The organism is Granulicella arctica (genome assembly GCF_025685605.1).
GTDB classification, from domain to species: Bacteria; Acidobacteriota; Terriglobia; order Terriglobales; family Acidobacteriaceae; genus Edaphobacter; species Edaphobacter arcticus.
In genome coordinates, this window is the sequence record NZ_JAGTUT010000001.1 from 3,775,811 (window position 1) to 3,801,973 (window position 26,163).

At 56.4% G+C, this 26,163-nt stretch carries 26 protein-coding genes; 9 read left to right on the forward strand and 17 right to left on the reverse strand.

Features of this window, described 5'->3' with window-relative positions; genetic code table 11:
• Positions 1-106 precede the first annotated feature (106 nt).
• On the forward strand, positions 107-1,537 hold the full coding sequence (locus tag OHL20_RS16080; protein ID WP_263384193.1) for a glutamine synthetase family protein: 1,431 nt from the start codon (positions 107-109) through the stop codon (positions 1,535-1,537).
• Positions 1,538-1,614: 77 nt separating this feature from the next.
• Here the strand turns inward: OHL20_RS16080 and OHL20_RS16085 are convergent, their stop codons facing one another.
• Together OHL20_RS16085 and OHL20_RS16090 are read right to left on the reverse strand one after the other, a co-directional pair.
• A complete protein-coding gene (locus OHL20_RS16085; protein ID WP_263384194.1) occupies positions 1,615-2,025 on the reverse strand; it encodes a type II toxin-antitoxin system VapC family toxin in 411 nt (136 codons plus the stop codon).
• Entirely contained in the window at positions 2,025-2,276 is a 252-nt protein-coding gene (locus OHL20_RS16090; RefSeq protein WP_263384195.1) for a type II toxin-antitoxin system Phd/YefM family antitoxin, read from the reverse strand. Before OHL20_RS16090 ends, OHL20_RS16085 begins: the two co-directional genes overlap by 1 nt.
• Before the next feature lie 208 nt (positions 2,277-2,484).
• Between OHL20_RS16090 and mdh the strand changes: the two genes are divergently transcribed.
• Positions 2,485-3,414 carry a malate dehydrogenase gene (gene mdh, locus OHL20_RS16095; protein ID WP_263384196.1) on the forward strand — a complete coding sequence of 310 codons (930 nt, stop codon included), beginning with the start codon at positions 2,485-2,487 and terminating at the stop codon, positions 3,412-3,414.
• A gap of 157 nt (positions 3,415-3,571) precedes the next feature.
• Here the strand turns inward: mdh and OHL20_RS16100 are convergent, their stop codons facing one another.
• Together OHL20_RS16100 and OHL20_RS16105 are read right to left on the reverse strand one after the other, a co-directional pair.
• A complete protein-coding gene (locus OHL20_RS16100; protein WP_263384197.1) occupies positions 3,572-4,093 on the reverse strand; it encodes a peptidylprolyl isomerase in 522 nt (173 codons plus the stop codon).
• Positions 4,094-4,162: 69 nt separating this feature from the next.
• The gene (locus tag OHL20_RS16105; RefSeq protein ID WP_263384198.1) at positions 4,163-4,942 is read right to left on the reverse strand and encodes a peptidylprolyl isomerase; all 780 of its coding nucleotides are present in this window, start codon (positions 4,940-4,942) and stop codon (positions 4,163-4,165) included.
• 75 nt (positions 4,943-5,017) lie between these two features.
• On the opposite strand from OHL20_RS16105, the gene OHL20_RS16110 reads away from it, so the two are divergent.
• Together OHL20_RS16110 and OHL20_RS16115 are read left to right on the forward strand one after the other, a co-directional pair.
• Positions 5,018-5,959 (forward strand): VWA domain-containing protein, encoded by a 942-nt coding sequence (locus tag OHL20_RS16110; RefSeq protein WP_263384199.1) that lies wholly within the window; start codon positions 5,018-5,020, stop codon positions 5,957-5,959.
• Positions 5,960-6,031: 72 nt separating this feature from the next.
• Positions 6,032-6,331, forward strand: coding sequence for a putative quinol monooxygenase (locus OHL20_RS16115; RefSeq protein ID WP_263384200.1), 300 nt, complete (start codon positions 6,032-6,034; stop codon positions 6,329-6,331).
• 69 nt (positions 6,332-6,400) lie between these two features.
• Here the strand turns inward: OHL20_RS16115 and OHL20_RS16120 are convergent, their stop codons facing one another.
• Entirely contained in the window at positions 6,401-7,549 is a 1,149-nt protein-coding gene (locus OHL20_RS16120; protein ID WP_263384201.1) for a dipeptidase, read from the reverse strand.
• An 89-nt stretch (positions 7,550-7,638) separates the two neighbouring features.
• Between OHL20_RS16120 and OHL20_RS16125 the strand changes: the two genes are divergently transcribed.
• Positions 7,639-7,839, forward strand: a complete 201-nt coding sequence (locus OHL20_RS16125) for a hypothetical protein (RefSeq protein WP_263384202.1) — start codon at positions 7,639-7,641, stop codon at positions 7,837-7,839.
• Between the two features lie 60 nt (positions 7,840-7,899).
• Here the strand turns inward: OHL20_RS16125 and OHL20_RS16130 are convergent, their stop codons facing one another.
• The 4 genes from OHL20_RS16130 to OHL20_RS16145 form a co-directional block, all read right to left on the reverse strand.
• A complete protein-coding gene (locus OHL20_RS16130) occupies positions 7,900-8,352 on the reverse strand; it encodes a hypothetical protein (RefSeq protein WP_263384203.1) in 453 nt (150 codons plus the stop codon).
• Between the two features lie 141 nt (positions 8,353-8,493).
• The gene (fdhA, locus tag OHL20_RS16135) at positions 8,494-9,690 is read right to left on the reverse strand and encodes a formaldehyde dehydrogenase, glutathione-independent (protein WP_263384204.1); all 1,197 of its coding nucleotides are present in this window, start codon (positions 9,688-9,690) and stop codon (positions 8,494-8,496) included.
• Between the two features lie 142 nt (positions 9,691-9,832).
• Complete coding sequence (locus tag OHL20_RS16140) at positions 9,833-10,228, reverse strand: GlcG/HbpS family heme-binding protein (protein ID WP_263384205.1); 396 nt, start codon at positions 10,226-10,228, stop codon at positions 9,833-9,835.
• A 46-nt stretch (positions 10,229-10,274) separates the two neighbouring features.
• Positions 10,275-12,137, reverse strand: a complete 1,863-nt coding sequence (locus tag OHL20_RS16145; protein WP_263384206.1) for a carboxylesterase/lipase family protein — start codon at positions 12,135-12,137, stop codon at positions 10,275-10,277.
• A gap of 621 nt (positions 12,138-12,758) precedes the next feature.
• Here OHL20_RS16145 and OHL20_RS16150 point away from each other — a divergent pair.
• Entirely contained in the window at positions 12,759-12,983 is a 225-nt protein-coding gene (locus OHL20_RS16150; protein WP_263384207.1) for a hypothetical protein, read from the forward strand.
• Positions 12,984-13,047: 64 nt separating this feature from the next.
• On the opposite strand, the gene OHL20_RS16155 is transcribed toward OHL20_RS16150, so the two are convergent.
• From OHL20_RS16155 to OHL20_RS16175, 5 genes are all read right to left on the reverse strand, one after another.
• Positions 13,048-15,972, reverse strand: a complete 2,925-nt coding sequence (locus OHL20_RS16155) for a ligand-binding sensor domain-containing diguanylate cyclase (protein ID WP_263384208.1) — start codon at positions 15,970-15,972, stop codon at positions 13,048-13,050.
• Positions 15,973-16,269: 297 nt separating this feature from the next.
• Positions 16,270-17,025 (reverse strand): succinate dehydrogenase iron-sulfur subunit, encoded by a 756-nt coding sequence (gene sdhB, locus OHL20_RS16160; protein WP_263384209.1) that lies wholly within the window; start codon positions 17,023-17,025, stop codon positions 16,270-16,272.
• An 88-nt stretch (positions 17,026-17,113) separates the two neighbouring features.
• Positions 17,114-18,886: a succinate dehydrogenase flavoprotein subunit gene (gene sdhA, locus OHL20_RS16165; protein ID WP_263384210.1), complete on the reverse strand. Its 1,773-nt coding sequence runs from the start codon at positions 18,884-18,886 to the stop codon at positions 17,114-17,116.
• Positions 18,887-18,906: 20 nt separating this feature from the next.
• Positions 18,907-19,710, reverse strand: a complete 804-nt coding sequence (locus OHL20_RS16170; protein ID WP_263384211.1) for a succinate dehydrogenase cytochrome b558 subunit — start codon at positions 19,708-19,710, stop codon at positions 18,907-18,909.
• Between the two features lie 133 nt (positions 19,711-19,843).
• Positions 19,844-20,482: a non-canonical purine NTP pyrophosphatase gene (locus OHL20_RS16175; protein ID WP_263384212.1), complete on the reverse strand. Its 639-nt coding sequence runs from the start codon at positions 20,480-20,482 to the stop codon at positions 19,844-19,846.
• Between the two features lie 83 nt (positions 20,483-20,565).
• On the opposite strand from OHL20_RS16175, the gene OHL20_RS16180 reads away from it, so the two are divergent.
• Positions 20,566-20,997, forward strand: a complete 432-nt coding sequence (locus OHL20_RS16180; protein WP_263384213.1) for a secondary thiamine-phosphate synthase enzyme YjbQ — start codon at positions 20,566-20,568, stop codon at positions 20,995-20,997.
• On the opposite strand, the gene OHL20_RS16185 is transcribed toward OHL20_RS16180, so the two are convergent.
• Genes OHL20_RS16185 through OHL20_RS16195 form a run of 3 tightly spaced genes read right to left on the reverse strand, consistent with a single transcriptional unit; the run spans position 20,963 to position 22,826 of the window.
• Complete coding sequence (locus OHL20_RS16185) at positions 20,963-21,706, reverse strand: flagellar motor protein MotB (protein WP_263384214.1); 744 nt, start codon at positions 21,704-21,706, stop codon at positions 20,963-20,965. The two genes, OHL20_RS16180 and OHL20_RS16185, sit on opposite strands and share 35 nt — an antisense overlap.
• Positions 21,703-22,512 (reverse strand): flagellar motor protein, encoded by an 810-nt coding sequence (locus OHL20_RS16190; RefSeq protein ID WP_263384215.1) that lies wholly within the window; start codon positions 22,510-22,512, stop codon positions 21,703-21,705. Before OHL20_RS16190 ends, OHL20_RS16185 begins: the two co-directional genes overlap by 4 nt.
• 47 nt (positions 22,513-22,559) lie before the next feature.
• Positions 22,560-22,826 (reverse strand): flagellar FlbD family protein, encoded by a 267-nt coding sequence (locus tag OHL20_RS16195; RefSeq protein ID WP_263384216.1) that lies wholly within the window; start codon positions 22,824-22,826, stop codon positions 22,560-22,562.
• A gap of 258 nt (positions 22,827-23,084) precedes the next feature.
• Here OHL20_RS16195 and OHL20_RS16200 point away from each other — a divergent pair, with 258 nt between their 5' ends.
• Entirely contained in the window at positions 23,085-24,650 is a 1,566-nt protein-coding gene (locus OHL20_RS16200; RefSeq protein WP_263384217.1) for a flagellin N-terminal helical domain-containing protein, read from the forward strand.
• 141 nt (positions 24,651-24,791) lie between these two features.
• Positions 24,792-26,162, forward strand: coding sequence for a flagellar filament capping protein FliD (gene fliD, locus OHL20_RS16205; protein WP_263384218.1), 1,371 nt, complete (start codon positions 24,792-24,794; stop codon positions 26,160-26,162).
• Position 26,163 lies beyond the last annotated feature (1 nt).

Sequence of the window (26,163 nt, forward strand, 5' to 3'; positions counted from 1 at the left end):
TTTAGGGCATCCATAGATCGCTCACAGCTCGGCTTTCACTCACTTCCACCGCAGACTGTCAAAGCATGTCGCGGCACCGGTGCACCTCAGATTCAGAAAGGATTTCATGTTGAACGAATTTCGCAATTTTTTGGAACTCCCCTACGCTGAGCTCGAAGACCTGAACCTCATGGCAAAAGACCAGCGGAAGAACCGCGTCGCCGCCGATGTCATCCAGGAAGAGCGTCTGAAGTACCTGACGGACGAGCCGCGCATCAAGGCCGTCACCGTCGTCTTCTCAGACCTCGAAGGCCGGCTGCACATGCTCGACTACGACAAGAAGTTCTTCGTCAAGGGCTGGGATAACCTCACCTTTGATGGCTCGTCGATCCGCGGCTTTACCGCCCAGCGTGAGTCCGACCTCCGCCTTGGCATCGACTGGTCCGCGTTCTACTGGGTCCCCGCAGACATCTTCGGCGCTGGCAAGGTCCTCGTCTTCGGCGAAGTCGTCGACAAGAACGGCGGCACCTACTCTGCCGACATTCGCGGCGTCCTTAAACAGTTCGCCAACGAGCAGTACGCCACCAACGGCTACACCCTCAACGCCGCCAACGAGATCGAAGGCTTCCTCTTCGACGGTATCGATGCCGAGCGCAACTTCCACGAGACCGGCAGCTTCGAGTACGTCAACACCGGCGGCTACTACTACTCGCTCCCCGGCGATCCCCTCCGCGAGTTCATCGACACCGCCGCCGAAGTCCAGCGCGCCATGGGCTTCGAGAACGAAAAGGACCATCCCGAGGTCGCCCCCTCGCAGTTCGAGATCAACTACACCTACGGCGATGTCGTCACCGCTGCCGACCAGATCCAGCTCTACAAGCTCATCTGTAGACAGGTCGCGACCCAGATGGGTATGACTGCCAGCTTCCTGCCCAAGCCCGTCACCGGCGTCAACGGCTCCGGCATGCACACCAACGTCTCCATCACCAAGAACAAGAAAAACCTCTTCTGGGACCCTAACGGCAATGAGAAGGTCTCGAAAATGGCCTGGCAGTTTGTCGACCGCATCCTCACCCACGGCAACGATATCTGCCTCCTGCTCAACGCCAGTGTCAACGCCTACCGCCGCCTCGACCCTCACTTCGAAGCGCCAAACCAGATCAAAGCCTCCGCAACCGATCGCGGCTCCATGGTTCGCATTCCCATCGGCAATGAGAAGTCGGCCCGCGTTGAAGTTCGCTCCGTCGGACCCGATGCAAACCCCTATCTTGTCCTCTACTCCGTCTTCAAGGCTGGCCTTCACGGCGAGACCTCGAAGATCAAGAACCTTCGCCAGGCCGAGCGCTACCTGCCCGACAACGTCTACACCGCTCTCGAGCACTTCCGCGGCGCAGACTTCGTCACGACCATGCTCGGTGAAGATGTAAAAGCCCGCTACGCCGACCTCAAGCAAGCATCTGCCGACCGCTGCGCCCGCCTCCTCGGCACCATCGTCAAGGCCCCCGAGGTTCAGTTCCACCACGATGTCTATAACCAGCTTCTGTGGAACAAGTTCTAGTAGGTCTGCAGGAACGATAGCCCAGTCTGCCGCAATCTTTGCCGCAGATTGGGTTTTCTATTTGCATTCGACCTCTGCTACATAGGGAAGCTGAACGGATCGACAATCGCGACGTTAAACACTTTGAAATGGCGGACGTTGCGAGTCGCTACGGTCAAACCGTTCACCTTAGCAATCGCGGCAATCATGGCGTCTTCGAACAGGTCCGGAGACTGCCCATGCATCAGCTTTGCTGTCATGCGGGCGGAAACTGCATCAAGGCTGACGATGCTAGCGGTTGTCACGATGCGATCGATCCATGCCTCGATCTGATCTGCTTTTGCTTGGTCTTGGGTTCGTGTTCTTTCGACACCGGCTTGTAGTTCGTAGAATGCGACGGCAGGCAAGTAGAAACTTTGAGGCGTGTGAGATCCGTACCAGGCTAGAACTCCGCCGTGTGGTCGAGTCTTTCGCATCTCCGAAACTACGTTTGTATCAAGTAGAAACACTAGAACCGGACCGCCTTACGCATACGCACAAGGCCTCTGGGCGGAATGTTCAGGTCAAACTGTGGTCCGGATTGAAGCACCTCCAGCAGCGTCGGCTTTACGGAGCGAGTCAGTTCTTTCCATTGGTCGATGGGCACAACAACAGCCTCTTCTACGCCGCGTCGAGTGATAATCTGCGGCCCATCGCGCTTCGCAGCATTTACAACTTCACTTAGTCTAGCCTTCGCATCCTGCAGTGGCCATGAAGCCATTGAATCCCTCACAGACTAGTCAGGAGACTAGTCTGTTCAATCGTACTCTAGAAGTTTGTGCAGCATGGGACGCGGGTTAGCCCTCAGCACAGTTTCGGCGCAGTCGATAACCGCCCGCCCGGTCCGCTTACCGCTAGCCCGTCATGTCTCCACGGACGTATCATGGTCAAGTCGAAATACGAGCCACCAACAAGGGAGAGAACACGCAATGCGTAAGAAAGTAACCATCGTCGGATCGGGCAACGTAGGCGCAACCGCCGCTCACTGGATCGCCGCAAAGGAACTCGCTGACGTAGTCCTGCTCGACGTAGTCGAAGGCGTACCCCAGGGCAAGGCCCTCGACCTCCTCGAAGCCATGCCCATCGAGAAGCGCGACTGCAACATCATCGGCACCAACGACTACGCCGACTCCGCCAACTCGGATATCGTCGTCATCACCGCAGGCATCGCCCGCAAGCCCGGCATGAGCCGCGACGACTTGCTCAACACCAACGCCAAGATTATGGCGGATGTCGTCGGCAAAGTCGTAGCCGCGTCGCCGAACACCATCATCATCGTGGTTTCAAATCCCCTCGACGCCATGGCGCAGGCTGCGTTCAAGCACTCCGGCTTTCCCCGCGAGCGCGTCATCGGGATGGCCGGTGTCCTTGACTCCGCCCGCTTCCGCACCTTCATCGCGCAGGAACTGGACGTCTCCGTCGAGAACGTCACGGCCTTCGTCCTCGGCGGCCACGGCGACACCATGGTGCCGCTCTCCCGCTACTCCACCGTCGCCGGAATCCCGATCACCGAACTCATCGCCCCCGACCGCCTCAAAGAAATCGAGACCCGCACGGCAAACGGCGGTGCCGAGATCGTCAAATATCTCAAGACCGGCAGCGCCTACTACGCCCCCTCAGCAGCCGCGACCGAGATGGTCGAGGCCATCCTCAAAGACAAAAAGAAGATCCTTCCCTGCGCCGCCTACCTTCAGGGCGAGTACGGCATCACCGGACTCTTCGTCGGCGTTCCCTGCAAACTGGGCGCAAAGGGCCTCGAAAAAATTATCGAGATCAAGCTCACCGCCGAGGAGCAAGCTGCCCTCCAGAAGTCCGCCGACTCGGTCAAGGAACTCTGCACCGTTATCGACGTCCTCTAAACCACCGGCAACAACTTGACAATCAGAGGCGACTTTCACCCCCTGCAACGCAGAAGTCCCCGGCAAGTGCCGGGGACTTCTGTCGTACAAGTACAGACCTAACCCACGTGTTTTGAAGACTTTCGTACTTCAGGTACGGGGGGAGGGGGTACTTCGATTAAGCAACCCGCTCGATCGTGACACTCTCCAGAACAACCGGAGTCTTCGGACGATCCTGCCCATCCTTGCTCACCTTCGAGATCTTCTCCACAACGTCATATCCCTCGACCACTTCGCCGAAGATCGTGTGCTTCCCCGTCAGCCAGCTTGTATCGGCAACCGTAATGAAGAACTGCGAGCCATTGGTATTCGGACCCGAGTTCGCCATCGCCAGCTTGCCCTTCTCCTGAAAGCCATGCTTCGACCCCTTCGTCTCATCGGCAAACTTGTAACCAGGTCCGCCCATTCCGGTACCTTCCGGATCGCCGCCCTGGATCATGAACTGCGGAATTACGCGATGAAAGATCGAGCCGTCATACAGCTTCGCACCCTTCTTGGTGCGGCTGTTCCACTCCTTCGTTCCCTCGGCAAGACCGATGAAGTTGGCAACCGTCTCTGGCGCATCCGCCTCAAACAGTTCGCAAACCACGGTTCCTTCCGATGTCTTGAATGTTGCATAAGTGCCTGGCTTCGTTGGCATGTCATATCTCCTTACAGGTTTATCCAGCTCAAATAAGATGCACCCTCGCACGTCGCGAGGGCAAAAGGTCTAATGAGGAAGCGGAAGATTCACAGGAGCAGCCGGAGCAGCTACAGCCGGCTTGGCGATCGGCGGCTCTGGTGGAATCTGCTGTCCATCGCGCACCACGGTGATCTTGGTGATAATCACAGGCACAGTCGGCTTGTCGCTCGAATCCCGATCGACATGCGCAATCAGCGTCTCGACCGAAACACTATGATCGTCACACTGGCCAAAGATCGTATGCTTCCCGTTCAGCTCTGGAACCGGCACTTCGGTGATGAAGAACTGCGATCCATTCGTTCCCCCGCCCGTCGGTCCAGCACCAGCATTCGCCATCGCGAGCCGTCCCGGAACGTCGAACTGCAACGAGGGGTCAATCTCATCCTGGAAGAAGTAGCCTGCATCGCCCGTGCCTGTTCCCATCCGGTCGCCACCCTGGATCATGAACCCAGGAATGACCCGATGAAACGTGACTCCGTTGTAGAACGACTTACCCTTCACCTTCTTCAAGGTATCCGGATCGATCCACTCCTTCGAGCCATCAGCAAGCCCAATAAAGTTGGCCGAAGCAATTGGAGCCTCCTTGTCGAACAGCTTGCACGTCATCCGTCCCATCGTCGTATCGATCACGACCGTTGGACCGGTAGGGACAGCCGGAGCCTTCGCCTGGGTCGTCGTGCTCGGTGCATCCGGGAGATCTGGCAGAGTTGCTGCAGGTGGCGTACGAGGTGGAGTAACCGGCGTTTGACCCAGTGCAACAGCACTGAATCCCAGCGCAAACGAACAAAACGCACTTCGAAGAATCATTCCGTCACATGCTCCATGGATTAGGCTACCGCAGGCACGCCCCGGAGGCAAAGCGCTCGCTATACTGATCGGCAGATGCGTAGCCGCCTCATCGCCCTCAGCACCGCCCTCTACGCTCTCGGCGTGTTGTGTGCGGCAGCCGTAAGTCAGGCGGTTCAAACCACTCCCTACACCCTCAACGTAGCCGTAGACGAAGTAAGCGTCACCTTCCACGCTGCCGACTTCAACGGCATTCCCATGGATGACCTGACCCTTGCTGATCTCCGCATCCTCGACAACGGCAGGCGTCCCGGCCAGATACTTTCCTTCGAGTCCTACCGCAATCTACCCGTCCGTGTCGGCTTTCTGATCGACACCAGCCGCTCGATGCTGTCGGATCTCAGCCGCAACCAGAATCTCGCCAGCGAGTACATCAATCATCTCCTTCATGCCGAGACGGACCACGGTTTCGTCATGCGCTTCGACTCCCAATCAAAGCTATTGCAGGATTGGACCGGCGACCGAAAACTCCTTGTCCCTGCCATTAGCAGTGTCGCAAGCTTTCAAGCCAGCCGTCTCGGCGGAACGGCCATCTTCGACTCCGTCTACATCGCCTGCCGCGACCAATTCCGCAAGACCAGTGACGTGGGAGCCGGCAACTTCATCCTGCTCTTTTCGGATGGCACCGACAATGCCAGCCACGCGCTCCTCGAAGATGACATTCGCATGTGTCAGTCGAGCAACACGGCGATCTACGTCTTCAGCAACGAGCCTAGGTCGGTGCTTGCCGCAAGTGAAGGTCAGCGCACCCTGAAGGCCCTCGCAGCCGGCACCAATGGCCTTATCTTCTACGAGCAGAAGCAAGCCGACATTTTGGCCGATCTCCGCATGATGGATCGCAATCTGCGCAGCCAGTATCGCCTTGTCTACAGGCCCACTCGATTCAAGCACGATGGCAGCTTTCATCGACTAAAGGTGGATAGTCCAAATCGTGGTGGCGTCATCACTGCCCGCTCAGGCTACTATGCACCGCGCTAGCACGGATGCTCGGCAACGAAGTCTGCGTCAGATCCTTGATCCAACGCATCCAACCGCCTGGAGGAACTATCCATGGCAAAGTACGCGCTGTATGTCTCACTCGAAGCAAAGCCCGGCAAGGAAGCCGATGTAGAAGCTTTCCTCAAGCAGGGAGCCCAAATGTCCGAAGCAGAGAAGGGAACTGTCTCCTGGTACGGCTTCAAAGAGGATGACGGCAACTATGCCGTATTCGACACCTTCGACGACGAGGAAGGCCGCGACGCACATCTTAGCGGCGACATTGCCAAGGCTCTCATGGCGAATGCCGACACCCTGTTCGCCAACACTCCGCTCAAGATTCACAAGATCCGCATCATCGCTGACAGAATCTAGCCCTGTAATCTAACACTCTAAGCCTACCCGTTTCCATGTCTCCTGGAAACGGGGGGGCTTGCACTATGCTTATCGCGCCAGATTCTGAACTGCACTAAACACTCGCAACAGATTTCCCCCGAGTATCTTCCGCACATCCTCACCTGAGTATCCTCGCTGCAAAAGCGCCGCTGTGATCTTTGGCAGGTCTGCCGCCGAATCTATCCCCTCAGGCAAACACGGAATCCCATCAAAGTCCGTCCCGATACCCACATGATCGATCCCGGCGACCTGCGCCACATGATCGATGTGGTCGATCAGCGATGCCAGCGGAGCCCGTCCAAGCCGCGCGGCAAACTCGCGGTCAATAGCGTTCGAGACATGATGCGGCATTGGTCTGCCAAGCGCCCGATACTCTCCCGCAAGCTCATTGATAGCGATCTGCCGCTCTTCCTTCTGGGCCATCCACGCCGCACGCCATCCCTCATCGATGAATGCAGGAAAGAAATTTACCATCACGATCCCGCCACGCGCCGCAATTGCTCGCAACCATTCATCCGAGAGGTTTCGAGGCGAGTCCGTGAGCGCCCGCGCAGATGAGTGCGACGCAACAATTGGTGCAGAACTCACAGCCATCACGGTTGCAAGCGTTGCATCGGAGACATGGGAGACGTCCACCATCATCCCAAGCCGATTCATTTCGATGATTACCTCGCGCCCAAATGCAGTCAGTCCTCCATGATGTTCAACCTGCTCGTTCCCAAGGTCACCCGACGAGTCCGCCCACTCGTTCGTGTTTGACCAGGTCAGCGTCATATACCGCACGCCAAGCCGATGGTACGCCCGCAACAACTCCAGATCGTTCTCGATGGAGTGCCCGCCCTCCACTCCCATCAATACGCCAAAACGACCCTCGGTATGGGCCGTGAGAATGTCCTCAGCCGAAAGGCAAAGCCGCAGCACAGTGGAGTGTTTTCTCACCTGCTCCAGCACACCTTCGATCAGCGCTAACGTTCGCTCCGCAAACCGTCCCGCCCACTGCGAAGGTTCCACCCAGATTGCAAAAAACTCCGCTCCGAGACCACCCTGCCGAGCAGTATCGAGCGATAGCATTCCGCCATCAATACTTCCGGTGAATTCCCATCCTTCATCAACGAATCGTTGCGGCGTATCCGCATGACCATCAATCACGATGGCACTCTCATGCACCCGCGATGCCTCATCTCTTTTCTCGCTCATCACCCTCAAAGTGTAGCAATCTAACCATCGCTGTAGCGGCAGAGCAACCCTCACCTCGTGCCAGCTATCTCATCTTCAAGAGGTGCAACATGGCACAAGGTATTGACTCAACGAAAACCCCGGCACGTCCCTCCCACGAAGCTATAGAGTCCGAGCATCATGACACGGATACCGAAGAGTCCAAGCAGCATAAACTCGACCAGATCGGTATGGAGAGCGCCAAGCGTGGCGAAAATCGCATCCATTCCAACGAAGAAGTAACGCGCAAGGAATCTATCTTTTCGAAATAACGCGACTCCTAATAAAACGAAGCCCCGCTCTAGAGCGGGGCTTTCGGTTGCTACTCACAACTAGCGCCCTGAGTTATACGCACTCTCGAGATCGGTGACACAGCCTATACCGGCCTTCTTCTTGGAGTCACCCGTCGACGTTTTGAAGAAAGGCAAAACAGAACCTTTCAGCACGGCCTTCATATAGGTGGACGATCCGAAGGTCATGCCGTAGCTCGTGTTTGGCTTTCCATCATCTCCGGTCGTTGTCTTGCTTGTACCCTCATGTTCGCTGCGCTTATCGAACGTTAGCGTCACATCAGCCACGTCCGAATCATCGATCACGGTGAGTTTACCCCGGCGCTTCAACGCCTCAATGGCGCCCTGTTCCACCTGATCGTTGTGCGTGTTGTTTACGATCGCTACGGTCTTCGCTGTGAAGACCTCCTTTGGCATCGCCCCTATATCCCGCTGTGCCAGAGCTAGTCCTGGCAAAATAGCGAAAGTCACAGCCATTAACACGCGCTTCAACATGGAATCTCCCCAGATTAGATCAGGCAGCGTTGCCGCCCTCGCACCGCAGCTTAACAGTCCACACAAACGGTGTAAAGCTGCAAAACAAAAGGGCCTTGCATGATTGCAAGGCCCTTCCAACTTCATCGCAACCTGAACGCCTTAGTTGACTTTGCCAAGCAGCCCATGCGGATCAAGCACGAACTTCTTCGCCACGCCTGAATCGAATGACTTATAGCCTTCCGGCGCATCGTCGAGCGAGATTACCGTTGCATTCACGATCTTCGCAATGGGCAGCTTGTCATACAAGATCGCCTGCATCAATTGACGGTTGTACTTCAACACCGGAGTTTGCCCTGTGTAGAAACGGTGTGACTTTGCCCAGCCAAGCCCAAATCGCATCTTCAGGTTGCCCTGCTTGCCAGCCTCGTCCTTCGCGCCCGGATCTTCCGTTACATACAGCCCCGGAATCCCGATGCCGCCTGCAGCCCGCACAATCGACATCAGCGAGTTCAGCACTGTTGCCGGAGCCTCTTCACCATCCTTGCCCTGCGCCTTCGCCTCAAATCCGACAGCGTCCACTGCCGCATCCACCTCAGGCTTGCCAACCACCTTCGCAATCAACTCTCCCAGGTCATCGCCATCTCGAAGATCGATCGGTGTAAAGCCGACGTTTGCCACATGCTGCAGCCGTTCCGTATTCATGTCGCCGACCATTACGAGCGCCGCACCGAGAATCTGCGCCGAGGCTGCCGCCGCCATGCCGACCGGTCCAGCACCAGCGATGTACACAATAGAGCCCACTCCTACGCCTGCCATCACCGCCCCGTGAAACCCCGTCGGCAGAATGTCCGACAGCATCGTAAGATCCTGGATCTTCTCCATTGCCTGCGCTTTATCCGGGAACGGGATCAGATTGAAGTCGGCATAGGGCACCATCACATACTCCGCCTGTCCACCGATCCAGCCACCCATATCCACGTATCCATACGCTCCGCCAGCGCGGCCCGGATTCACGTTCAGGCAGACACCCGTCTGCTGTTCGCGGCATGTTCTGCAGCGTCCACACGCCACGTTGAAGGGAACTGTACACAAGTCTCCAACCTTGATGTACTCGACGTCCGATCCGGCTTCGATTACCTCGCCGGTAATTTCGTGCCCTAACACCATACCGGTGGGCGCTGTAGTGCGGCCGCGAACCATGTGCTGGTCCGATCCACAGATATTCGTCGAAACCACCTTCAGAATGACGGCGTGCTCAATCTTCTTTCCCTTTGGATTCTGCATCTTCGGGAAATCAATGGATTGCACTTCAACTTTGTTCTGTCCCAGAAAAACGACTCCGCGATTCTCAGCCATACGAACCTCATATCAACAGCAATTTGACAATGCATTCAAGACAAACGACGGTGCTGCGAACGAGCCCCAGAATTCGGTAGCGCCAGCCTTCCCAGCATCGTCGTAAGGGGTGGGGTTGCTGTAATCCCCACCCACCTTCGCGCTAGTAAGCCGCTACACCAGCCTCAGCAACTTCGTGATCTTGCACGCCGCTGCCACCACTCACGCCGATAGCTCCGACGACCTGACCATCCTTCTTGATTGGTATGCCACCAGCAAAGATCATTACCTTGCCATCATTCGAAGCATGTATCCCAAAGAACTGGTCGCCCGACTGTGAGTTTGCGCCAAGATCCTTTGTCGTGATGTCAAACGCGCGCGAGGTCCATGCTTTCTTCTGAGAGATGTCGATTGAGCCCAGCCATGCGTTCGTCATTCGTTCAAACGCAACCAGGTTCCCGCCCGCATCCACAACCGCAACGTTCATCGGCTGACCAATCTCTTCTGCCTTCTTCTCCGCCGCCGCAAGGATGCGGCGTGCGTCTGCAAGCTGAATCATGTAGTTCTCCTTGATCCAATCTTAACCCTCGCGGATGAAAGCTGCATTACCGCGCGGGCAGCGGAGCATTGTTCTCCATGAACAGATAACGCCCACGCCTCGAATCGGGCTTGGCCATTGAATCTGCATTCAAGTTCATCACCTGCCACCCACCGCTCGCGTCGTACTTAGGCCAGTTTGGCAGTCCGGGCCCATTAGGGTCACCTGTCTTCGCAAAGTTCGTCCAGTACTGCCCCATCTGGTCCGAAAGCTTGCGATCCTCAGGCCGCCACACTGCTTCCTGCCGCGAATCGAGCGCGCCAAAGACATATTCAATATCGTCCGAGTGGAACGCCCCGATCTCAGCCTTGTGGAACTTGTCCCCCGGTGAGCCAAGCGTAAAGAAGTAGCGATATACCGGAGCCTTGCCCGTCTCTACCTGCGCCTCAAGCCACTTCCAGGTCGAGTACGCGATGAACTTGTCTCCTGCATAGTCCGCAGCCGAGTTCAGCGCCTCCTCATCGGTTCCGCCTCCGTAGACCGCAAGAAAATCCTGCGACTTCGGTCCATATTCCTTCTCTGCCTGGGTCGCAAAGCTCGCCGAAGTCGGAGGATTTGCCAGCACTCCGCCGCGGCCCTCGTCTGCGTTCCAGCCGGCCATCATCGGTACATGCGCCTGCTTTCCCGCCTTGTAGATATTCGGTACTGAATCCGGCAGGAAATATCCATCGATGTCCGGTCCAAACCGAGGCGGCGCTGGCGTAGTCTTCGCCGTAGCAGCCTTCACCAGATCGTCAGCCGAAATCTTCCGCAACTCCGCTAGCTTCGTCGTCCCGAATGCCGACTGTGCGAAGTTCGTATCCGTCAGCTCCCGTTCTGACAGCGTTCCATAGCTCAGCCCGCTCCGTCCAAACGCCCCGCCGCTCTCCCCGATCGCCTTTGAGACCATGTCCTTCGACAGCGGCGAAGCCATCAGTGTGCTTACGGCAAACGATCCAGCAGACTCGCCGAAGATCGTCACATTTTTGGGATCACCGCCAAAGCCAGCAACATTCTTCTTCACCCATGCAATCGCCGCCATCTGGTCCATCAGCCCGTAGTTGCCGGACGCGTGATGTGCCGACTCTGCCGCCAACTCCGGGTGCACGAAGAAGCCAAATATTCCAAGCCGATAGTTCATCGACACCACTACTACGTCACGATGCGCCAGGAACTCCCCATCCTGCCGACCCTCCGACGTAGCGCCTGTCGTAAACCCGCCGCCGAAGACCCATACCATAACCGGCAGGCTACCCTTCTTCGCTCCGGCGGGCGTCCACACATTCAACGTCAGGCAATCTTCGCTCGGCCCTGGATCATGAAATGCCATGTCCGCATTGAAACCAGACTGCACGCATCGCGAACCAAACTCCTTTGTCTCCTTCACGCCCTTCCATGGCATAGCCGGCTCCGGAGCCTTCCACCGCAAGTCTCCGACCGGTGGTGCCGCGAACGGAATTCCCTTGAACGCTACGACCTTCCCATCCGTCGTCACCGCTCCAACGACGCTGCCTTTATCGGTCTTCACCTGCAAAGCATCCGAGGCCCGTGCCTGTCCAGCAAGAAGACTCCCGCAAATCGCAGCAGCCGATATCATCTTCAGCGAGAAGTATGCAGCATCAAAATTCATAGATTTTCCCCGAAGCCAACTTACCATATGGCCTGCCTCGCGGGTCTTCGTCGGCAGCATGAGCTTGTCGGTAACGCTGTGGAAGCTGTCAGATCCTTGCGCCTGAGAAGCCTCAAGATCCCAGTGGAAAATCTGACGTTTATCTTGAGTCTGAATGCCTTCAGATCTCTCATGCATCCGCGCCGCGCCGGTGACCTGATCACGATGGCCTATCGTACCTGCCGCTCCAATCGGCTGGTCATAACGGACTGGTGGAGTCACAAACTTCTTAGCCGGATTTGGGTTCGCAGCACCTGCCCGTCTTGTGCCGCGCAAACACAGTACAGAGGCGAGCGAACACCTCGAAGGTTGCGTCCTAGCCGCTTGATTGCAGACTGTGTCAACTTGATCGCTGATCTCATTTGTGAATTGCGTCAGCCGATGGAAGCCGACTTCAAGAAGATCAGTGGTTGAAATTCTATTAGCAGCATTCTCAAAATTGATCTTCCTCTTCTTTGATTGCGTCTCCACAACTCCTGCCCGTTTCGAGCGAGGCGGATCTGCAGAAGAAGCTGCTGCGAGTTGTTTCCGCAAGGTCTTTAGTCACCATTACGGTTACCTGCTTCCTCTCGCCTACGACCTTGCAAACACTACCTTGACTTATGACCCGTTGAGGGTATGGGACTGTTTATGCCGCGCTCGAGAACGCTTTGTAGCTCTGTAAGTCACTACTACTCGATAAACTATTTTCTCGTTTTGGGACTAAATATATTTATCAAGCTGATAAGTTACTAAGGAGTTATGAGAGTAACTCCAATAAATGTGGATCATAGTTACAGAGTTGCTGCGCACGCTATTAGTACCTGCAGAATCTCGATCTTCATTTCTCTAGGAGTCCCATCCATGTCCTTCAAGAAGCTCGCTCTCACCGCGGTAATTCTCGGTTCCACGATGTCCGCTTTCGCGGCTCCAGTCGTCACTCGCCCTGGTGGATACCAGCCTGACTCTGCTATCGCAAAGAAAGACCCGTATCACCTCTCGATCACGATCGGCGGTATCGCGATCTACACCTTCTACGCCGCAACCTCAGAACAAATCTTTGCGATCGTTCACCTCCTTGGCTTCTAAGTAAACGAACGATTAGTGGTCGCTAGTAAGCTAACCGGAATGCCGCTGGATAGCTGCATTCCGGTTAGCTTTTAGGGCTATGGTCTACATAGCATCCTTGGTCTCGAACAGGATTTCTTGATGCCTCCGGTGAAGTAGATAGTACGCAATTTCGCCCTGCGCGCTTCGCTTTGTACAGTGCGTTATCAGCATCCCGGACCAGTCTTTCAACTCTCGACAAGTCGCGTGACGCCGCCACTCCGAAGCTGCACGTAATTTGTAACGAAGCTGTCTCAGTTACAAACGGCGTGTTTGCGATTGCCGCACGAAACTCTTCCGCTCGCATATAGCCGTCCTCCAAAGAGCAACCCGGCAGAATGATCAAGAACTCCTCGCCTCCGTATCGCCCGGCAGCGTCATAAGTGCGCGTCAACTGTGTGATTCTTCTAGCCACTTCCTGCAGCACGCTGTCACCGTCCATGTGACCATTCAAGTCGTTCACCACCTTGAAGTGATCCACATCCGCCATGAGGACGCAAACTGGCGAGCGATCGCGAGTCGCTCGCGCAGCCTCTTTGTGCAAAATCTCAAAGATGGTCCTTCGATTCCAAAGTTTGGTTAGGCCATCCTTCATCGCCAAATCGTGTAACGCCTGGTGAGCGGCCTCCGTCACGCGCACTGCCTCTTGTAACTCCTGAGTGCGTTCTTCTACCTTCTTTTCAAGAAGCTGTGTACGCACCATCAGGTAGCGGATACGCACCCGGTAGCAAGATACGAAGATCAGCAGGAGAAGCAGCCCACAAAATCCACGGAACCATACTGTCTGCCATAGGTGGGGTTCGAGCATAATTGTTATAGGGACCGCTGCTGCGTTCCAGTCCGCATCGCCAACCGTCGTCTGCACTCGAAAGCTATAGTGTCCGGGAGGCAACTTTGTGTAATACGCGATCCGCCGGTTATCGATGTCGATCCAGTCGTTGTCAAACCCCTCGAGCCGGTAGCGGAAACGAAGTCGATCTGGCATCTCGAAGTTTGGTGAGGTAAATCGAAATTCAAGATCGCCGCTACCATGGACATAAACCGATGAGTTCTGAACAACAACAGGAGCGTGTCGATAGAGCACCTCTTCGACCAATACCGCTGAAAGCGTATCCTGCGCGACGATGCGTCTCTCGTCGGCAGAGGCTATTCCAGCCGTTGTAGTGAACCACAAATGACCGTCCCTGGACTTCCAAGCAGACGGTTGTCCGAAATTGCATTCAGCCTTTCGCATACCATCCGCCGTGCCATAGACCTCGCTGTGGACCGCTTTAATCTTGCCGTCCGCATAGTCGTTCAGTTCCTTCTTGCTGACACGAAAGATGCCCTTGTTGCACGTCATCCAAAGATTGCCAAAGTCATCTTCGACGATTGCTCCAATGGTCAAGCCGTAGAGGCCTTGCGCGACCGAGTACGTCGTCACGCGGCCGTTCTTGATCCGGTTCAGCCCTCCCGGCGATGTGCCAGCCCACAAGACGCCGTCACGATCCAGATAAAGTGTCTGAGAGAAATTGCTGAGTAGTCCGTCCTTTGTCGTGTAGTTGGTAAGTTTGTCACCTTGGATATGAGTAATCCCGCTATGGTCAGCTCCTACCCATATCGAACCATCGCTTGCAATAACAGAAACATTCAACATCCCAGGTAGCTTGTAGTGTTGAAAGCTTCCATCACGAAAGCGAACGAGCCCGTCCTCTTCGTGAAAACCTAGCAGCAAGTCTCCCGTTGCTTCCTGCCTGATCGAGATGAGGTAGCCCCTCTGACTCTTGGGATCGCGAAACACTGTGAAGTGGCCATCTTTAAAGTGTGCCAACGCTCCATCTTCAAAGCCCATCCATAGGCTGCCGTCCCGTGCCTCCATCAAACTGTAAACGGGGCCTGCCGGCAGGCCATTCTGAGTTGTAAAGTGATGGATCGCGCCTGTCGTAGTGATTTGCTCGAGGCCCTTGCTGTTGGTTCCAACCCACATCGAACCATCCTGCGTCTCTATGACGGACCACACCCTATCTTCGGCCAGGCCCTCACGCACACCGAGGTTGCTGAAGATTCCGTCACGCAGCTCAGCGACCCCATTCTGAAGCATGCCAATCCATACATGACCCGAGCCATCCTCAAAGAGGCTGCTGATGTCCTGACTCGGCAATTCTTCATGTGAGCCAGATCGAATCCACCCGCCATTTCGGTAGACTGCTAGGCCGTTGTGAGTGTATCCAACCCAAACCGCGCCATCGCGGTCCGCCAGCATCGCGCCGATCCGTGCATCCTTCGGCACACCCGGAGGAACCCACGAGCCCAGCAGGGAGCCCTTCCAGTGAAGGACATTCGATTGCATGCCAAGCCAGAGCGATCCGTTACGACACATGGCAAGTGCCATCACCGGTTGATTTGGCAGGCCTTCTGCCGGCCCGTACGTGTGGAAGACCTTATGCTTAAAGTCTCCCAGGCCAACCAATCCCTTATCCGTTCCCAGCCACAGGGTCCCATCTGGCCCTTGCGCAATAGCGTAGATATGTACATCAGGCAGGCCGTCTCGTAACCCGAAAAGACGAACTTGGCCATCCTTGATCACGTACAGCCCATTCATACTCGCGACCCAAATTCGTCCGTCGCTACTTTCAAAAATGGAATTGATGGTTGAGGCCGCAGAGATATATGGGCGGAAGACGCCGTCTTTGTAGCGGCTGACACTGCTTCGCGTGCCTACCCAGAGACTTCCATCGCGACTCGCTCTGAGAGCTAGTACGAGATTGTCCTTCAGCTCCTTATGACTGGCCGTATCGAAGACCGTGACCCGAGTGCCGTCATATCGCGCCAGCCCCTCCTCGGTGCCGAACCAGAGATAACCATCCTTGGTCTGCGCGATGGCCGACACCGAGCTCTGAGGAAGTCCGTTCTGATCGGTGAGCCGCGTCTGCACATATTGGCTGAGTGCCTTATGGGCATCCAAGCCGAGCAGCGCAGAAGGCGCAGCCAAACTGCAAATCAGAAAAAGGGCAGCGCGCAAATTCAGCCACAACGGCAAACCGAGCCTGTAAAAGTTCGCCGGATCGCAAGAATCTTTCACCGGGTCTGTTCTCACCGGCAAAGCACTGCTTGTTCTGTTTCCTGCCTGCATGGCTGCTCTCGATCAAGTGTGTGAATATAGCGGTCACACAGATCATCGACAGAGCTTGGCAGAATATGAGTCTAGGTACAGCTCCAGAGGAACAAAAGCTATTTAGTCACACAGTTACTGACTGCGCAGATGCTCTTTCCTGGACTAACTTCACAGCTAACGTACAAAAAAGTCTTTTACCTGCTGAAGAATAACGTCCCTGCTCACGTCCGAGATCGCCTCGGTCAGGGGCAATTGTTTCGGGCAGGCTTCGACGCAATTCTGTGCGAACCCGCACTCCTGCACGCCTCCATCCCCAGCCAGTGCCCGAAGTCGCTCCTCCTTCAACACCTTTCCCGTGGGATTGCTGTTGAAGAGCTTCACCTGTGCGATCGTAGCCGCGCCTACGAAGTTTGTCTGATCGTTGAACTGCGGGCAGACCTCCATACAAATCGTGCACGAGATGCAATTCGATAGCGGATATTGCTCTTCCTGCAACTGCGGAAATTGCTTCGGTCCAGCACCGAGATCATACGTCCCGTCGATCGGAACCCAGGCCTTCACAGCTTTGAGATTCTGGAACAGCACTGACCGGTCGACCGACAGGTCGCGCACCACGGGAAATTTGGATAGAGGAGCAAGCGAGATGGGCTGCGTTAACTTGTCAACGAGCGCCGAGCAGGCCATCCGGGCCTTGCCATTAATCAGCATGGCGCACGAACCGCAAATCTCTTCCAGGCAGTTGGCGTCATAGGTGATCGGCGTTGTGGCTGCGCCGTTTGCCGTCACGGGATCGCAGGCGATCTCTCCCAGCACGGACGTGATGTTCATATTCGGACGATAGGGAATCTCGAACTTCTCAATCACCGCTGTGCCGTCCGGTCCACTCTGCCGCTTGATCTCGACCTTGATCGTCTTCGCTGCCGTTGCCATTGCTGCCTCCATCCTGTACTTGAAACTTCTCAACCTTCGGAAGACAACGTCACTTCCGGGTACCGCCTGCTGCTACCAACTACTCAACCTAAGCCGTAGCCGCATAGTTCCGGGCGCGTGGCGTAATGTGCGATGTATCGACCTCTTCATACTCGAACTTGGGTGCCCCGTCGACGAAGCTTGCCTTTGTTGTTTTGAGGAATTTTTCATCATTTCGTTCTGGAAAATCGGGCTTATAGTGCGCGCCGCGAGATTCATCCCGCAGCGCCGCACCTTGCACAACCACTCGCGACAGTTCCAGCATGTTGAGCAACTGCCGTGTAAAGGCGAAGCTTGTATTCGCCCACTGGCTTTTGTCCGAGAGATTGATGTTCCGATATCTCTCTTTCAGCTCCACGATTTTGGCATCGGCCTCGGCCAGCCCGGCGTTATAGCGAATGATTGTGGCGTGCCGCGTCATCGTATCCCCAAGCTCTCGCCACAGCTTGAACGGGTTCTCGGTTCCCGTAGCGCTCAACAGCTGCCCATTCAAACCTTGCTGCCGCGTAAGCTCGGCTGCATGCCCACCATCACCTTCCTGTGGAGCCAGACCCTTGGCGTAAGCCATCGCATTCGGCCCAGCTACAAAGCCACCATAGATGCAGGAGAGCAGTGAGTTGGCTCCAAGTCGATTGGCGCCGTGGATCGAGTAGTCAGCCTCACCTGCCGCGAAGACGCCCGGAAGGTTTGTCTGCTGCTCGAAATCGACCCAGAGCCCGCCCATTGTGTAGTGCATGCCCGGGAAGATCTTCATGGGAACTTCGCGAGGATCATCGCCTACGAACTTCTCGTAGATCTCAAGAATGCCCTCAAGTTTGCGGTTCAAGGTCTCGCGATCGATATGGGTCAGATCGAGATACACCATGGGCTGGCCATCGATTCCCATGCCGTGCTCGTAAACCACCTTATGGATTGCCCGCGTAGCTACATCGCGCGGAACCAGGTTTCCATACTTCGGGTACCACTCCTCAAGGAAGTACCATCGCTCTCCCTCGGGAATCGATTTCGCAACCCGCTTATCGTTCTTGTCCCGTGGTACCCAGACCCGCCCACCCTCACCTCGGGCCGACTCAGACATCAAGCGAAGCTTATCTTCGCCGGGAATCGCCGTAGGGTGTACCTGGATGAACTCGCCGTTCGCGTAGACAGCCCCCTGCTGATACAGAGCAGCTTGCGCTGATCCGGTGCAGACGACTGAGTTTGTCGACTTGCCAAAGATTGCGCCGATGCCGCCGGTGCAGACGATAATGGCGTCCGCAGGAAAGCTTCGGGTCTCCATAGAGCGAAGGTCCAGAGCCGCGATGCCTCTGCAGGCACCCTTCGAATCGAGTACCGCCGACAGAAACTCCCATCCCTCGTACTTCGTTACCTTGCCCTCAGACTCGTACCGCCGTACCTGCTCATCCAGCGCGTACAGCAGTTGCTGGCCGGTAGTCGCTCCAGCGAACGCGGTCCGCTGATAGAGTGTGCCACCGAAGCGACGGAAGTCCAGCAGCCCTTCAGGCGTTCGGTTGAACGGTACGCCCATCCTGTCGAGCAGGTCGATGATCGCGGGCCCCTGCGCCGTCATGTTCTTGACTGGCGTCTGGTTGGCGAGGAAGTCACCACCATACACGGTGTCGTCGAAGTGCTTAAGGACGGTATCGCCCTCACCCTTTAGGTCCTTGGCGGCGTTGATCCCACCCTGTGCGCAGACGGAGTGAGACCGCTTGACCGGGACGATCGAGAACAGGTCAACCTTGCCGCCGGCCTCAGCGATCTTGATGACCGCAGCGAGACCGGCGAGACCGCCACCAACCACAATGATTCTTGGACTTGCCATGACGTGCGCGGCCTTTCTAGCTACTGAAGCGGAGAAGGTGAGGGATTAGTCGAGCCCGGAACCGGGTACTCAGGGGCAGGCTCTGTGACGCCGGGAGGCTGTGCTGACATGACATCAGCAGGAGCATTCTTGTATTTCGGTCCGACAAATGCGTAGATACTGGCCAGACCCATTACGGTCAGCACAATACCAAGAGCAGTGCATACATAACCTGAGCGTCGTCGTGCGCGATCGCCGGGCGTGATGCCCCACTTTGCGGCGAACAGCCAGATCCCATAAGAAAAGTGGAAGCAGGTCGCAATCATCGCGATAATGTAGATCGCCAGCATCCAGGGGTTCGCGAGTTCGTGCTGGACCTTGGCGAAGGCTGCACCGGGATGTTCCGGCAGGCTGACACCGCTAAAGCGCTGACGCCAGACATGTTGCACAATGTAGGCCAACGCGATGAGGCCTGTGACGCGCTGCATCAGGTACATCCAGTTGCCGGCCCAGGGATAGACATTGACGCTCGCACGTCCACGAAAGGCGATAAAGACGCCGTAGAGAGCATGAAACGCTAGGGGGATGAAGATAAATGCCCATTCCAACACGCGGACCAGCGGGAGGGAGTTGAGAAATTTGACCTGCTGGGCATAGGCGAGAGGACCGTTTAGAGCCTCGAAGTTCGAGAGGATGTGCTCCAGCAAGAACGCGCCAATGGGAACGATGCCCGAGAGCGAATGCAGCTTGCGCCACAGAAAGGAGTGACCTTGGCCCGCGCGCAACGGTTGCACGCCGCGTAACGGCGATGTGGCAGGGGGTGCTGGTGGGGCGGCAGCGGCCATCGTTCTAACTCCTGGGGGACTACATGTACTCGATAGCAAACAACAGACAGCACGATTATTCAGCCCGGCTTTCATGAGCGTCAAGGAAAGCTGAACTATTCGTGCGATTAGCGTTACCTTTGTGCGATATGAGCTATCCCGTGGACGAAACACCCTCGTTGTTTCGAAGAAGAGGTAGAAGCCGGCGTAAAGCATCGCCGCGATGGCTGCAGGCGAGCCGGGCATCGGGATCCAGTTCGGCCATAGTCTTCTGGTAGGAAGACAGATAGAAGAGCGGGTCGTAGCCGAAGCCGTTCTTGCCGCTGGGTTCAGTAAGGATATCTCCTTCGACTGTTCCATTCGCAACTTTGACAATCTGCCCATCACGCGCTGCGGCTAGGCTGCAGCGGTATCGTCCCGTGCGCAGACCCTGTGGAATACGGAGCAACGCGTGCAGGAGGCAGGCATTGTTGCGCCCGTCCACACTCAGGCCCTCGGGCGCAGCGTAGTGCATATCGTCGGCATAGCGCGCGGATCGAACGCCGGGAGCGCCGTCAAGCGCATCGACTTCCAGCCCTGAATCATCCGCAATTACGATCTGCCCGGGGGCGTGTAAGGAGTAGTAAATAGCCTTCGCACGCGCGTTGCCGTCAAAGGTCGGCGCATCTTCGGGTGGGGCAGAGATCGTCGCCAGACCTGCCAGGGTTTCCAGATCGACATCGGGTCCGCTGGCCGATGCGAAGTCGCGTAACTTTCCGGTATTTGAGGTGGCTACATACAGCTTCAAGAGCATCTCTCCGTTCCGTCGGCGGCATCCTGCGAGGGCACGCTGGCTTCATGCCAGTATAGAGATTGATTCGCAGGAGACATGCAGCCATGGCAGGCATGAAAGCGCACACCGAGTACCTTACCTTCAACACGCCTGAACGGTACGAGATGGTTCACATTACGCCGGACGTCGAGCAGATCGTCAGGCGAAGTGGCATTGTGGACGGGCTTTGCTTCGTCTCCCCAATGCACATCACAGCCGCTATCTACGTCAATGACAACGAGGACGGTTTGATCGAGGACATTAGCGCATGGCTTGAGAAGCTTGCACCGTCGCAGCCAAACTACAGGCATCATCAAACGGGCGAGGATAACGCGGACGCTCATTTGAAGGCGTTGCTGCTACATCACGAGACGACTCTGCCCATCACAAAAGGCAGACTCGATCTCGGAACCTGGCAGCGAATCTTCTACGTAGAGTTCGATGGACAGCGGCGTAAACGGGTCATCGTAAAGCTGCTGGGTGTGACAGAAGAATAATGTCCACTCGCCGATTTCGCGCTCGGCCCTCAGGGGTTGCGTTACTGGCTATCGGGTGAAACTCCGCGTAGCCAGTCACCGCAAGATCGGCAGGACTTACCGGGCCGTTCTCGAAGAGGTACCGTGCGATGACGATGGCTCGCTCCGAGGATAGCTCCCAATTGGTGGCAAACTGTTCCGTGTGGATCGGGACGGTATCTGTATGTCCTTCGATCCGCATCGGTCCGGCGGGAAGCGCGGCCGCGATCTTCATGAGAACCTGCCGAGACTGCTGCTGCACCTCGGCAGAACCAGAGGTGAAGAAGCCTGCTTCCTGCAGAGAGATCACCAGTCCTTCGCTGGTCGTGTGCATGGTGAGACTGCCGGGAGGTAACCCTGCAGATTTTTTCTGCTCCTCCAATATCTTGCGCACACCCGCGGCCGTCCGATCCATTGAGTGAGGAGATGGAACCGGCGGAGCGACAGGCTCGATCGTCTCAGCCGCTGCCGCACCCTGGGTGAGGGCAGGCTTCTTGGAGTGAGGCTCAAACATCGACACAGGGCTGAACGCTGCCTGCATGGCCGCAGCAAGTTGCGTCTGTTTCTTCTTATCCGATTGACCCGATGCGAAGAGGACGACAAAGAAGGCGAAGAGGAGCGTAATGAAATCCGCGTAGGAGACTAGCCAGCGTTCATGGTTGACGTGTTCGGGGTGCTTCTTCCTGCTCACGCCGTTGCCTCCGCGGCTTTGCCGGATGTCTTGCCGGATGTCTTGCCGATGCTCTCCGGCTTGGAGTCAAAAAGATAGGTCCGGAGCTTGGTTTCGATCATGCGCGGATTCATTCCTTCCAGGATGGAGATCACGCCCTCAAGCATCATCTCCTTAATCATCTGTTCCTCACGATGGCGAAACTTCAATTTCCCGGCAGCGGGAAGGAAGATCAGGTTGGCGAGAGCTACACCGTAAATGGTAGCGACAAAGGCTGTAGCGATGCCTCGTCCAACCTCGTCAATGTTATCGAGATTCTTCATAACCTGGATGAGACCGAGCACCGCGCCGATAATCCCAACGGTGGGTGAATATCCACCCGCAGCCTCAAAGACGGCAGGGATCTTCTCTTCGATCTCGGACTTGTTGTCGAGCTCAAGCTGCATGATCTTACGAACTTCATTTGGCTCGGTTCCATCGACAGCAAGCATGAGCGCCTGCTTCAAGAAGGGGTCATCGATCTTTCCCAGTTCCGAGTCGAGCGAGACGATGCCGCTCTTGCGGGCCTTATTCGCAAAGGCCACAATCTGTGCCAGCACTGCCTCGCCTTCAGGGCCTTTGTGCATGAAAACCTTGACGATGCTCTTCATCGCGGCAAGAAAGATGCTCATAGGGAATTGCAGCATCACCGCTCCCATGGTGCCCCCTATGACGATCATCGCGGCGGTCGGCTGGGTGATCTGGGAGATGCTGCCGCCCTCGATCATCATGCCCGCCAGAATGCCGATCAGCGCCAGTGCGATTCCGCCAAAGCTTGCAATATCCATCGGTCCTGTCCTCGTTCCTGCTGTGATCCGTTATCGATGGCGTCGAGCTAGTGCTTATGTTGCTGAGAGACGCATTCCGCTGCATCGTAGGCGGCTTTAGCCGTAAGCGATGCAGCCGCATCAGGCCACGCCTGCCGGAGGATCTCGGCACGATAGCTCAGCGCCAACTGCCGAACCTGGGCACACGTCTCAAGCACGACCAGCTTCTCGCCAGTGATCAGGGTAAGAACAGTGTCAGGAGAGGCTTCGGCGTACTTGATGAGATCGCAGCTGACGCTAAGGCAGTTGCCATTCAGGCGAGTCAGTTCGATCATGGGGTCGTTCCTCATTGTCCTCATCGACTGAAGGAACGTGTTCTATAGTCCCGTGCTGCAGGATAGAAACCGAAGAAATGGTGTTGTGTTCGTGGGACTAATGCGGTGTGGCAGAACGCCGATGATGTGTGGGAACGCGGAGCCGTCCGCCGGTTGGGTTCGAGGTTGGCCAGCACATCAAGTGGTCCTGGCTTCGAATCTGGCACCCGGGACAGGCGTCGCGGTAACTCAAACCGAGCAGCACAGGAGCGGACTGATATGTCTTTGGGTGTCCTTAATAACATTGCAGCAATCTACGCGAACAACAACATCAACAACACGCAGGCGAGTCTGCAGAACACACTGACGCAGCTCTCCTCGGGTTCACGTATCAATAGCGGAGCCGACGATGCCGCCGGTCTCGCCGTAGCGGATGGTCTCCACGCCAACGAAGCCGCACTGACGCAGTCTGCACAGAATGCACAGCAGGGTATTGGTCTATTGCAGACCGCAGACGGTGCGCTCTCGCAGGTGACCAACCTCCTCAACCGCGCAGTAACGCTGGCAACAGAAGCAGCGAACAGCACGCTTAACAGCAGCCAGGTAAGCTCGGCGAATCAGGAGTACCAGAACATCATCACGGAGATCGGCAACATCGGATCGACGACCAACTACAACGGCAATACGGTCTTCTCGAACACGGCCACAAACCTGTTCGTGAGCGACGGCACGACCTCGGGCGCGAATGTCTATAGCGATGTAGTGGGTGCTCTCAGCGGAGCCAGCGTCGGTGTAGTCGCCGCACTTGGAACCACGACGTCCACGACATTCCAAAATCCAGTTGCGAATGCTTCAACCGCAACTGTGAAGTCAACGGTGACGTACGCCGCGGCCACCAGCTCGGATGCTCTTTCGGGCACGCTCACCATTGCGGTCGGTGCGGGCACAGCCTTCTCGGTCAGCATTACAGCCGGTAGCACCATTGCGCAAACAATCGCGCAATTGACGTCAAGCACCGCCTTCACCACCACAAACAGCCTCGTTGCGACCCAAGGTACGGGCGCGAATGCAAACCAGCTGATCATTACCGGTGCAGTCGGCGCGGCAGGAGCTGCTACTCTCTCGCTTTCCGGATCGGCACTCTCGGATACAACCGCCACTGCAGGTGTAGCGGTCGTCAACCCCACTCCAACTGCCTCCACGACCACCACCGGCGCGACAGCAACCTTCGCGCTGGCAGCAAAGACCGACACCCTCAATGGAGCTTTCAGCGTAACGGTTGCAGGTGGTACGGCCATCACGGCGACCTTTGCATCGGGTACCTCTCTTGCGGCAGCGGCAACCCAGTTGAACGCACAGACAACCTTCAAGGCCGCAGGACTCGTAGCCAGTGTCGGAACGGGTGTCAATGCCAACAAGCTGATCGTCACTGGGCCGGCGGATACAGGTACTGCTGGAACCAATGCTCTGGTGTTGACCAGCACCGCGATCAAGGATGAAACCACCCCTCCTGCTGGTGCTGGCATTGACTTCACCTCAGCGAAGATTGCGACGCTAAGCAACGCGACTGCACAGGACGTCCTGACCAGTGTTACCTCGGCGATCGGCGATGTAGCCTATCAGCGCGGTATCCTCGGTGCCAACATCAACGAACTCACCGCAGCGTCGAACGTTGCCAGCTCCGAGTCGGAGAATCTTACCTCCGCAGAGAGCAACATTCGTTCGACCAACTACGGTCAGGCAACCAGCGACCTTGCCAAGTATCAGGTGCTCAGCCAGACCGGTATCAGCGCACTGGCGCAGGCGAACAGCGTACAGCAGGAAATTCTGAAGCTGCTGCAGTAGCACTTTAGGCGGCTGCCGCTGGAGTGTTCCTACTCTGGCTGCAGCCGCATTTTTCTTTCTGCTTAGAGTTTTCTCAGGATTGACACAAACGCTGGTCACCCGATTGCTATAGAGACGCTTGCTGCACCTGGAGAGAACAACATGAGCACGGTTGGCATCAACTTTGGCGCCGCGAGCAGCGGCCAGGGCTTTGACGTTGCGGCAACGGTAACGGCCATCCTGGCGAATGAGTCGGGAATCGAGACGCCCTGGAAGAGCCAACTCACCTCGCTGCAGGCGCAGGACGCCGTATTTACTTCTCTAGGTACGGATCTCTCGACTCTCACGACAAGCCTTCTGGCGCTGACAGACTTCACCGGGGTGCTGGCTGCGAAGGATGGATCGAGCTCTGATACGACCGTGCTGAGTCTATCCTCTGCGGCTTCAGGAGCGGTTGCCGGCAGCCATACCATCGTAGTGAATAAGCTTGCCTCGACATCGTCTCAGTATTCGGATGCGACGCCCGCGACTGACGTGATCTCTGGCAGCCTGACGATCCAGGTTGGATCAGGGCAGAGTAAGACCATCACAGTAGACAGCAGCAGTAACACGCTCGCTTCCCTCGCGGCAGCCATCAACCTTGCTGGAGTCGGCGTAACCGCAAATATTATCTCTGACTCAAGTGGCTCGCGATTATCGATTGTGAGCGGTACGGGGGGAGGCGCCGGGGAATTAGCGGTGACGAGCGCCCTGACCGACACGACGAACAATGGCGGCGCACTTGCATTTCATGTCGGCCAGGACGGCCAGGATGCAAAGCTCAACGTCGACGGCATCGACCTGAGCAGCGGAACAAACACTGTCAGCACGGCGATTCCAGGCGTGACCTTTCAATTACTCTCCGTCTCGACGACGCCGGTGCAGGTCGAGATTACAAACGATAACAGCACCATCGAAAGTGCCTTCAGCGCGATGGTCGCGGCCTATAACGCGGTCGTCAAGGATGTAAGCACCCAGGAAGGAAAAGATGCCTCCGGGAATCCTGAACCGCTGTTTGCCAATGCGACACTGGGACTTATTCAAAGCCAGCTATCGACGGCGCTACTCGGCAGCACAGCCAGCGGGACGATCAATAGTGTGATGCAGCTTGGCATCAGCTTCAATAAGGACGGTACCCTTACGCTCGATAACGACGCGCTGACTGCCGTGCTCAACAGCAATTTTTCGGACGTTGTCGGCTTCCTCCAGAACTCAGACAGCTTCGGAAAGACCTTCGCGACTACGTTGAACAACATGGGAACTCAGGCACCAAATGGCTCCATTTATCTGGCTGCTCAGCAGAACGCTGCACAGGAGGCTGCATTGACGCTCAGCATCAGCAACGAGGATGCATTGTTGGCAACACAGAAGATCTCATTGACGACCGAGCTGAATACGGCGAACCAGATTCTGCAGTCGATCCCCGAGCAGTTGAATGAAGTCAACGAACTCTACAGCGCGATCACAGGCTTCAACACTGGCAACGGAGGCTAGG

What these genes read in the sequence shown, in the direction of transcription:
- OHL20_RS16190 (WP_263384215.1), bottom strand. Translation starts at nt 22,512, where the DNA reads ATGGATATTGCAAGCTTTGGCGGAATCGCACTGGCGCTGATCGGCATT.
- OHL20_RS16140 (WP_263384205.1), bottom strand. Translation starts at nt 10,228, where the DNA reads ATGATTCAGCTTGCAGACGCACGCCGCATCCTTGCGGCGGCGGAGAAG.
- OHL20_RS16200 (WP_263384217.1), top strand. Translation starts at nt 23,085, where the DNA reads ATGTCTTTGGGTGTCCTTAATAACATTGCAGCAATCTACGCGAACAAC.
- OHL20_RS16120 (WP_263384201.1), bottom strand. Translation starts at nt 7,549, where the DNA reads ATGAGCGAGAAAAGAGATGAGGCATCGCGGGTGCATGAGAGTGCCATC.
- OHL20_RS16175 (WP_263384212.1), bottom strand. Translation starts at nt 20,482, where the DNA reads ATGCTCTTGAAGCTGTATGTAGCCACCTCAAATACCGGAAAGTTACGC.
- fliD (WP_263384218.1), top strand. Translation starts at nt 24,792, where the DNA reads ATGAGCACGGTTGGCATCAACTTTGGCGCCGCGAGCAGCGGCCAGGGC.
- OHL20_RS16195 (WP_263384216.1), bottom strand. Translation starts at nt 22,826, where the DNA reads ATGATCGAACTGACTCGCCTGAATGGCAACTGCCTTAGCGTCAGCTGC.
- OHL20_RS16110 (WP_263384199.1), top strand. Translation starts at nt 5,018, where the DNA reads ATGCGTAGCCGCCTCATCGCCCTCAGCACCGCCCTCTACGCTCTCGGC.
- mdh (WP_263384196.1), top strand. Translation starts at nt 2,485, where the DNA reads ATGCGTAAGAAAGTAACCATCGTCGGATCGGGCAACGTAGGCGCAACC.
- OHL20_RS16115 (WP_263384200.1), top strand. Translation starts at nt 6,032, where the DNA reads ATGGCAAAGTACGCGCTGTATGTCTCACTCGAAGCAAAGCCCGGCAAG.
- OHL20_RS16130 (WP_263384203.1), bottom strand. Translation starts at nt 8,352, where the DNA reads ATGTTGAAGCGCGTGTTAATGGCTGTGACTTTCGCTATTTTGCCAGGA.
- OHL20_RS16170 (WP_263384211.1), bottom strand. Translation starts at nt 19,710, where the DNA reads ATGGCCGCTGCCGCCCCACCAGCACCCCCTGCCACATCGCCGTTACGC.
- sdhB (WP_263384209.1), bottom strand. Translation starts at nt 17,025, where the DNA reads ATGGCAACGGCAGCGAAGACGATCAAGGTCGAGATCAAGCGGCAGAGT.
- OHL20_RS16125 (WP_263384202.1), top strand. Translation starts at nt 7,639, where the DNA reads ATGGCACAAGGTATTGACTCAACGAAAACCCCGGCACGTCCCTCCCAC.
- OHL20_RS16150 (WP_263384207.1), top strand. Translation starts at nt 12,759, where the DNA reads ATGTCCTTCAAGAAGCTCGCTCTCACCGCGGTAATTCTCGGTTCCACG.
- OHL20_RS16180 (WP_263384213.1), top strand. Translation starts at nt 20,566, where the DNA reads ATGGCAGGCATGAAAGCGCACACCGAGTACCTTACCTTCAACACGCCT.
- OHL20_RS16100 (WP_263384197.1), bottom strand. Translation starts at nt 4,093, where the DNA reads ATGCCAACGAAGCCAGGCACTTATGCAACATTCAAGACATCGGAAGGA.
- OHL20_RS16105 (WP_263384198.1), bottom strand. Translation starts at nt 4,942, where the DNA reads ATGATTCTTCGAAGTGCGTTTTGTTCGTTTGCGCTGGGATTCAGTGCT.
- OHL20_RS16090 (WP_263384195.1), bottom strand. Translation starts at nt 2,276, where the DNA reads ATGGCTTCATGGCCACTGCAGGATGCGAAGGCTAGACTAAGTGAAGTT.
- sdhA (WP_263384210.1), bottom strand. Translation starts at nt 18,886, where the DNA reads ATGGCAAGTCCAAGAATCATTGTGGTTGGTGGCGGTCTCGCCGGTCTC.
- OHL20_RS16080 (WP_263384193.1), top strand. Translation starts at nt 107, where the DNA reads ATGTTGAACGAATTTCGCAATTTTTTGGAACTCCCCTACGCTGAGCTC.
- fdhA (WP_263384204.1), bottom strand. Translation starts at nt 9,690, where the DNA reads ATGGCTGAGAATCGCGGAGTCGTTTTTCTGGGACAGAACAAAGTTGAA.